Origin of the sequence: Pseudomonas sp. OF001 (genome assembly GCF_904426495.1) — a bacterium.
Classification (GTDB): domain Bacteria; phylum Pseudomonadota; class Gammaproteobacteria; order Pseudomonadales; family Pseudomonadaceae; genus Geopseudomonas.
On sequence record NZ_CAJGBM010000036.1, the window covers coordinates 1 to 6,560 of the forward strand.

General features: G+C 58.3%; 7 protein-coding genes. 5 read left to right on the forward strand and 2 right to left on the reverse strand.

Going from position 1 to position 6,560, the window contains the following annotated elements:
* Positions 1–95: 95 nt before the first annotated feature.
* The 5 genes from RA210_RS17495 to RA210_RS17515 all read left to right on the forward strand — a co-directional run bounded on the left by RA210_RS17495 (position 96) and on the right by RA210_RS17515 (position 5,800).
* Positions 96–3,218 carry an efflux RND transporter permease subunit gene (locus RA210_RS17495; protein ID WP_201487441.1) on the forward strand — a complete coding sequence of 1,041 codons (3,123 nt, stop codon included), beginning with the start codon at positions 96–98 and terminating at the stop codon, positions 3,216–3,218.
* A 136-nt stretch (positions 3,219–3,354) separates the two neighbouring features.
* On the forward strand, positions 3,355–3,714 hold the full coding sequence (locus tag RA210_RS17500) for a copper-binding protein (protein WP_201487442.1): 360 nt from the start codon (positions 3,355–3,357) through the stop codon (positions 3,712–3,714).
* A 562-nt stretch (positions 3,715–4,276) separates the two neighbouring features.
* Complete coding sequence (locus RA210_RS17505) at positions 4,277–4,576, forward strand: hypothetical protein (protein ID WP_201487443.1); 300 nt, start codon at positions 4,277–4,279, stop codon at positions 4,574–4,576.
* A 48-nt stretch (positions 4,577–4,624) separates the two neighbouring features.
* Positions 4,625–5,209 carry a hypothetical protein gene (locus RA210_RS17510; protein ID WP_236574793.1) on the forward strand — a complete coding sequence of 195 codons (585 nt, stop codon included), beginning with the start codon at positions 4,625–4,627 and terminating at the stop codon, positions 5,207–5,209.
* Positions 5,210–5,467: 258 nt separating this feature from the next.
* Positions 5,468–5,800, forward strand: a complete 333-nt coding sequence (locus RA210_RS17515) for a DUF2790 domain-containing protein (RefSeq protein WP_201487444.1) — start codon at positions 5,468–5,470, stop codon at positions 5,798–5,800.
* A gap of 78 nt (positions 5,801–5,878) precedes the next feature.
* Here the strand turns inward: RA210_RS17515 and tatA are convergent, their stop codons facing one another.
* Positions 5,879–6,097 carry a twin-arginine translocase TatA/TatE family subunit gene (gene tatA / locus RA210_RS17520; RefSeq protein ID WP_201487446.1) on the reverse strand — a complete coding sequence of 73 codons (219 nt, stop codon included), beginning with the start codon at positions 6,095–6,097 and terminating at the stop codon, positions 5,879–5,881.
* A gap of 80 nt (positions 6,098–6,177) precedes the next feature.
* The coding region (locus RA210_RS21895) for a c-type cytochrome (protein WP_442963406.1) at positions 6,178–6,560 on the reverse strand (383 nt) is incomplete at its 5' end.

A 6,560-nucleotide genomic window follows, 5' to 3' on the forward strand; every position in this document is an offset into this window, starting at 1 on the left:
GCCGGACTGAAGGTTGGAGATCGCGTGCGAATTGGCGCCCAACTGACCGATTCGGGGCTGATCATCGAACGACTCAGCAAGCAAGGGGATAGCCAATGATCGCGCGACTGATCCACTGGTCGATCGGCAACCGCTTTCTAGTTCTGCTGGCGACCTTGTTCATTACCGCGTGGGGCATCTGGTCCCTGCGCAGCACACCGCTGGATGCGCTGCCGGATCTGTCTGACACCCAGGTGATCATCCGCACCAGCTTCCCTGGCCAGGCACCACAGATCGTCGAGAATCAGGTGACCTACCCACTAGCCACCACCATGCTCTCGGTGCCCGGGGCCAAGACAGTGCGCGGCTATTCGTTCTTTGGCGACTCGTTCGTCTACGTGCTGTTCGAAGACGGCACTGATCTCTACTGGGCACGCTCGCGTGTGCTGGAGTACCTCAACCAGGCCCAGGAGCGGTTACCGGAAGGTGTCACGACGACCCTGGGGCCCGATGCCACCGGGGTGGGCTGGATCTATCAATATGCTCTGATCGACCGCAGTGGGCAGCATGATCTCTCACAGCTCCGTGCGTTACAGGACTGGTTCCTGAAGTACGAGCTCAAGAGTTTGCCCAATGTGGCGGAAGTCGCCACGCTTGGCGGAATGGTCAAGCAATACCAGGTTGTACTCGACCCGCAGAAGCTCGTCGCCTACGGCATTACGCAGCAAGCAGTTGAGGAAGCCCTGAAGAGCGCCAACCAGGAAACCGGCGGTGCCGTTCTCGAACTGGCCGAGCGCGAATACATGGTGCGGTCCTCGGGCTATCTGCAGAGCCTGGAGGACTTCCGTAATGTGCCGCTGCGAGCCACCCCCGCTGGGGTGCCCGTTCTGCTCGGTCAGGTTGCCACCATCCAGCTGGGGCCGGAAATGCGCCGCGGTATCGCCGAACTGGATGGCGAAGGCGAAGTGGTCGGCGGCGTGGTCATTCTGCGCTCGGGCAAAAACGCCCGCGACACCATCCGGGCAGTGCGAGAGAAACTTGAGGCGCTTAAAGAGAGCTTGCCAGCCGATGTCGAAGTGGTGACGACCTATGACCGCTCACAGTTGATCGATCGCGCCATCGACAACCTCAGCTTCAAGCTGCTGGAGGAGTTCGCGGTGGTCGCGCTGGTGTGCCTGATCTTCCTCTGGCACCTGCGCTCGTCCTTGGTGGCGATCATCACTTTACCGCTAGGCATCCTCGTGGCGTTCATCATCATGCGCCACCAAGGTGTCAACGCCAACATCATGTCCTTGGGCGGAATCGCTATCGCGATTGGCGCCATGGTCGATGCGGCCGTGGTGATGATCGAAAACGCGCACAAGCACATCGAGGCCTGGAAGGAGCGGTACCCAACCGAGCCCCTGCAGGGCGACCAGCACTGGCGGGTGATCGGTGAAGCCGCCGCCGAAGTCGGCCCAGCGCTGTTCTTCAGCCTGCTGATCATCACCTTGTCTTTCCTCCCCGTATTCACCCTGGAAGCCCAGGAAGGCCGCTTGTTTGGCCCCCTGGCCTTTACCAAGACCTATGCCATGGCGGCTGCCGCCGGCTTATCAGTCACTCTGGTTCCGGTACTGATGGGCTACTGGATTCGCGGGCGGATTCCCAGCGAGCAGCAGAACCCGTTGAACCGCTGGCTGATCGCGGCTTATCGACCCGTACTGGAGGCGGTACTGGCCTGGCCGAAAGCCACCCTGGCTTTGGCTTTGTTGGTCTTCCTGTCCAGCCTCTGGCCGTTGAGCCGCTTGGGAGGGGAGTTCTTGCCACAAATGGATGAAGGCGACCTGTTGTATATGCCATCGGCGCTTCCCGGTTTGCCGGCGAGCAAAGCGACGCAGCTCCTGCAGCAAACCAACCGCATGATTCACAAGGTGCCCGAGGTCAAACGGGTCTTCGGTAAAGCTGGACGCGCGGAAAGCGCCACCGACCCAGCCCCCTTGGAGATGTTCGAAACCACGATCCAGTTCAAGCCTCGCGACCAATGGCGTCCAGGCATGACTCCGGAGAAACTGGTGGAGGAGCTGGATCGTGCAGTGAAAGTCCCTGGCCTCTCGAACATCTGGGTGCCGCCGATCCGCAACCGTATCGACATGCTCGCCACCGGGATCAAGAGCCCGATTGGCGTGAAAGTTTCAGGGACTTCCCTGGACGAAATCGAGCGGGTCGCTCAGGAGGTAGAAGCCGTAGCCAAGCAGATACCGGGCGTCAGCTCTGCCCTAGCGGAAAGGCTGACCGGCGGGCGCTACATCGACATCCAGATTGATCGCCTCGCTGCGGCGCGCTACGGAATGAGCATCGCCGAGGTACAGGCCGTGGTGTCAGGGGCCATCGGCGGCAGCAATATCGGCGAAACCGTCGAGGGCTTGGCGCGTTTTCCGATCAACCTGCGCTACCCACGCGAATGGCGAGACAGTCCCGAAGCGCTTCGGCTATTACCGATTCTCACCGCCGCAGGACAGCAGATCACACTGGGAATGGTGGCCAGCATCCGCCTGAGCGAGGGGCCACCGATGCTGCGTAGCGAGAACGGTCGCCTCTCTGGATGGGTATACGTCGATGTCCGTGGGCGAGACCTGGCGTCGACGGTACGAGAGTTGCAGCAGCGGGTTGCCGAAAAAGTGAAGCCGGGGGCAGGCATGACGGTGTCCTACTCCGGGCAGTTCGAATACCTGGAGCGCGCCAATGCTCGGCTGGCATGGGTGGTCCCGGCCACATTACTGATCATCTTCGTGTTGCTTTACCTCACCTTCAACCGCCTCAGCGAAGCCTTGCTGATCATGGTCACATTGCCCTTTGCGCTGTCCGGGGGCATCTGGCTGCTCTATTGGTTTGGCTTCAACCTATCGATCGCCACAGGGGTCGGCTTCATTGCTCTGGCAGGGGTATCCGCGGAGTTCGGGGTGATCATGTTGATCTACCTCAGAAACGCTTGGCACGCTCGGATCACTACCGGCCGCGACGACAACCCCGACTTGCTTGAGGCGATCCGTGAAGGCGCGGTGTTGCGTGTCAGACCGAAGGTCATGACGGTCGCAGTGATCATTGCCGGCCTCGTGCCTATCCTGTGGGGTAGTGGCGCTGGCTCCGAAGTGATGAAACGGATCGCCGCGCCTATGGTCGGAGGAATGATTACCGCCCCCTTGCTCTCCATGCTGGTCTTGCCGGCGGCGTATTGGCTGATGCGGCGCAAAGCGCAGTGATCGATGGCGAGCGCTGAGGCAAGACAGAACCAAGGATCGGCTCAAGGCGGCCTGGAGAGCGGTCGCCTTGAGCAACACCGATTGCAGACAACACGGTCTTATCCAGTCAACCATCGAGCCAAGAAGGAAACTTGCAATGAAGTACGCACTCACTACCACCCTGGCCCTTGCCTTCAGTCAGATCACTCTGGCGGCAGGCAGCCAGGAGATGCCCATGGGTCAGATGCCGATGGAGCACCCCATGAAAATGGAGCAAAAAGACGGCTCTGCCCCGATAGCCAAGGCCAGCGGGACGATCAAGGCCATCGACACAGCCAAAGGGATCGTCACCCTAGCCCACGGTCCGGTCCCCAGCCTGCAATGGCCCCCTATGACTATGGGCTTTCAGGCTAAACCCGAGCAGCTCAAAGGGTTGAAAGTCGGCGACAAGGTAGACTTTGAATTCCGTAGTCAGAATATGGCGGCCATTATCGTTTCAATCCAGAAATCAAAGTAAGCCTGACATTTCAGTGCCACTCAGCTCCTTGGTCAGGCCGCCATCTCAAGTCAGTTGCCGGGCGATTTACTCTATTGGGCGTAAAACCTGACCAAACCGAGCGATGGCCTCACGATGCGTACGTAGCTCGCTGTAGGGCAGATAGCGTGGGGCAAGCCGGCCAATACGACGGAACGCAGGCCGGCGTAACTGATCTCTGACCTCACCTTCGCGCTCATTTGGGGCGACCAGCATTATTTTAGCAAAATTGGTGGCTAGACTCACCGCATGGGGAATCAGGATCACCCAATAGCCGCCTCGGAGGCCATGCACTTAATGGAGGTTTCCGTTGATCAGATCCACAAAGGAGGTCAGCTCGGCTCGAGAAGGAGTAGCTTGTGCACGCTCATGCTGCTCTCTGAGCGCGAGAGGTTTTTGCATCCACAGACACGAGGACCATATCGCTATGGCGAAACCATTAAAGCTGCTCTGTGGTTCCATTCTCACGACCTTACTCTCGCTCGACGCGGCTGCCACTGAGCCGCGCGGAGTCCTTCTCCCAACTAGTGAAGTTGCTGATGGCATGCAACGGGTCGCCATCGTGGGTGGCAGCTATTTCTTCCGGCCCGAACATATCGTCGTGAAAGCGGGGCAAGGGTTGGAGCTCGCAGTGCGGATGGAGCCCGGCATCATCCCACACCGGTTCGTCCTGGAGACGGCCAGCGGCAAATCCCTGGCTGACGTTTCGATTGGTGAGACGGCGAAGGTGCTGCGCTTGGATTTGCCGGCAGGTAAATACCTGTTCCATTGCCCAAACCGGCTGTTGTTTTTCAAGAGTCATCGCGAGCGCGGCATGGCAGGAGTGCTCGAGGTCAGGGAGTAGCAGGTGTTATGGGGCGCTCTGATCTTCACGCTACTTATGAGTGGCGTCATGGCCGATCCGCTTTCCGACGCTGTAGACCGTTTCCGTGAAGTGAGCACTTATCAGGTCACCGTGCGCTCGGTGGCTGCTGACGGCGAACGACAGGTCATCCGTTATTTCTACCGTAAACCTGGCTGGGTGAGGATGGAGTTCGTCCAGCCCCATAGTGGCGCGGTACTGATCTACGACCCCGACGCGCGCAAGGTTCGCCTCTGGCCGTTTGGTCTGAAACACACCTTGGTGCTCACCCTGGACTCGGACAATCCGCTGGTCCGCAGCGCTCGCGGCCACCGGGTCGATCGCTCCGACGTGGGGGCTTTGCTGGAAAACCTTCTGACGCTGCGTGCTCGTGGCCAGGCGGTAGCACTGGGTGAGGCAGTTGTGGCTGGGCGGCCTACTGTCGGTGTCGACATCATCGGCGCCGCGGGAGTTACCGTAGCTGGTGTCCATCGCTATCAAGTTTGGCTGGCGCAAGACACTTTGTTTCCGCTCCGGGTCAAAAGCTTTGAGGTTGGCGGAATCTTGATAGAGACCGTCGACATGACCGACGTTGCGACCGGAATGCGATTCGACGAACGCTTCTTTACCCCTTGACCGGAAGGGCTTCGAATGCGCGGGCACGACAGCACTCATTCCCTGGCTTTCGGTATCACTAGGCTGGGACACGTTGCTCACTCATATCATTTTCGGGGTCACCCTGGTCGGGGCATGCAGGCTCTTCGGCTCCATTGGCAAAGCGGCCGGGCGGCCAACCAAGCCCCCAAACATTACCGTTAATTAATTTTCCGGTCATGCTTGCGACAGCGTCCATGCGGCACAATCAACTCCGTGCTCACCATGAGGAAAAATCAAATGAAATATATAAGATTGGCCATGATTATAGCCACAACGATGTCAATGCCATTCGCCATGGCGAACGATATTTCCGACAAGGAGTCGGACCGAATCCTGCATAAAAATCAGGCACTGGTTCAGAAGTATGCTGAGGATCAAGGAAAGCCTGCCCCGCAAGTAATAAAATACAAATACGGAATGGAAATGGATATCACCAAGGTTGTCAGCGTAAGCCGTCCAGCCGAGGTCTGTCGTGTCGTTCCGGCAAGAATCACCTACGAAGACTCACAGGGCTCCTTGAACACGATTGAGTATCTAGTCATGGGCACGGGCTGCCGGAGCGACGGCTGAGTTTTGTCTACCGAATCCTTTTGGTAATTAGCAAAAAAGAGCGGGGCAAATAGCTGCCCCGCTCTCAAGTTAAAACCTCTAGCCTTTTTTGACATCCAGGAACTTCTGGCCATCTGCCTCTGTTGAGGTGCATGTGCCACTGGGATGGTCTTTCCCCTCCTCAAGCGAGCTCCGAAAAGATCGGATGGCTCCGCCAAGATCCCCTCCCAAGGTTCTTAGGCGCTTCGTCCCAAAAAGCATTACCACAATCACCAGAATAATCAGCAACTGCCAAATACTAATTCCCCCAAAACCCATCGCCGAACCCTCACTATTACGGACTCTCACATACCTCGTAGGAACGCCAGGACAGATCCAGCGGTTACTGGATCTGGCGACTAGTGTCCATGGACGTGCTCTTTCCCATCGGCGTGGGTATGGACCATTGGCGGAGGCATGGCGGCGGAAGAGCTGCTTGCATCCTCTGATCCATGATGAGGAGCAGTCATTTCTCCAGCATGATGCCCCTCCTGGCTTACCTCATGATGCCCTTGGGCGCCTGTATCCTGAGCGTTATGCTGCCCTTCATGATCGTGCATTATGGTTTCGCCACCGCCATGCTGGTGACCGGCGCTGCTCGCCACCAATGCTTGATATTCCTGCGCATCAAGCTTCGGCAACTGCTCCAGGAAGGCCACCATTCCCCATATATACTCATCGCCCATGCTCTTGCCCCAGGCAGGCATGCCCGAAGCCTTGATCCCATGCTTGATGATCCAGA

Excerpts from the sequence above, each read along its gene's own strand:
- RA210_RS17510 (WP_236574793.1), top strand. The coding sequence starts at position 4,625 with ATGGCCGATCCGCTTTCCGACGCTGTAGACCGTTTCCGTGAAGTGAGC.
- RA210_RS17505 (WP_201487443.1), top strand. The coding sequence starts at position 4,277 with ATGCAACGGGTCGCCATCGTGGGTGGCAGCTATTTCTTCCGGCCCGAA.
- tatA (WP_201487446.1), bottom strand. The coding sequence starts at position 6,097 with ATGGGTTTTGGGGGAATTAGTATTTGGCAGTTGCTGATTATTCTGGTG.
- RA210_RS17495 (WP_201487441.1), top strand. The coding sequence starts at position 96 with ATGATCGCGCGACTGATCCACTGGTCGATCGGCAACCGCTTTCTAGTT.
- RA210_RS17500 (WP_201487442.1), top strand. The coding sequence starts at position 3,355 with ATGAAGTACGCACTCACTACCACCCTGGCCCTTGCCTTCAGTCAGATC.
- RA210_RS17515 (WP_201487444.1), top strand. The coding sequence starts at position 5,468 with ATGAAATATATAAGATTGGCCATGATTATAGCCACAACGATGTCAATG.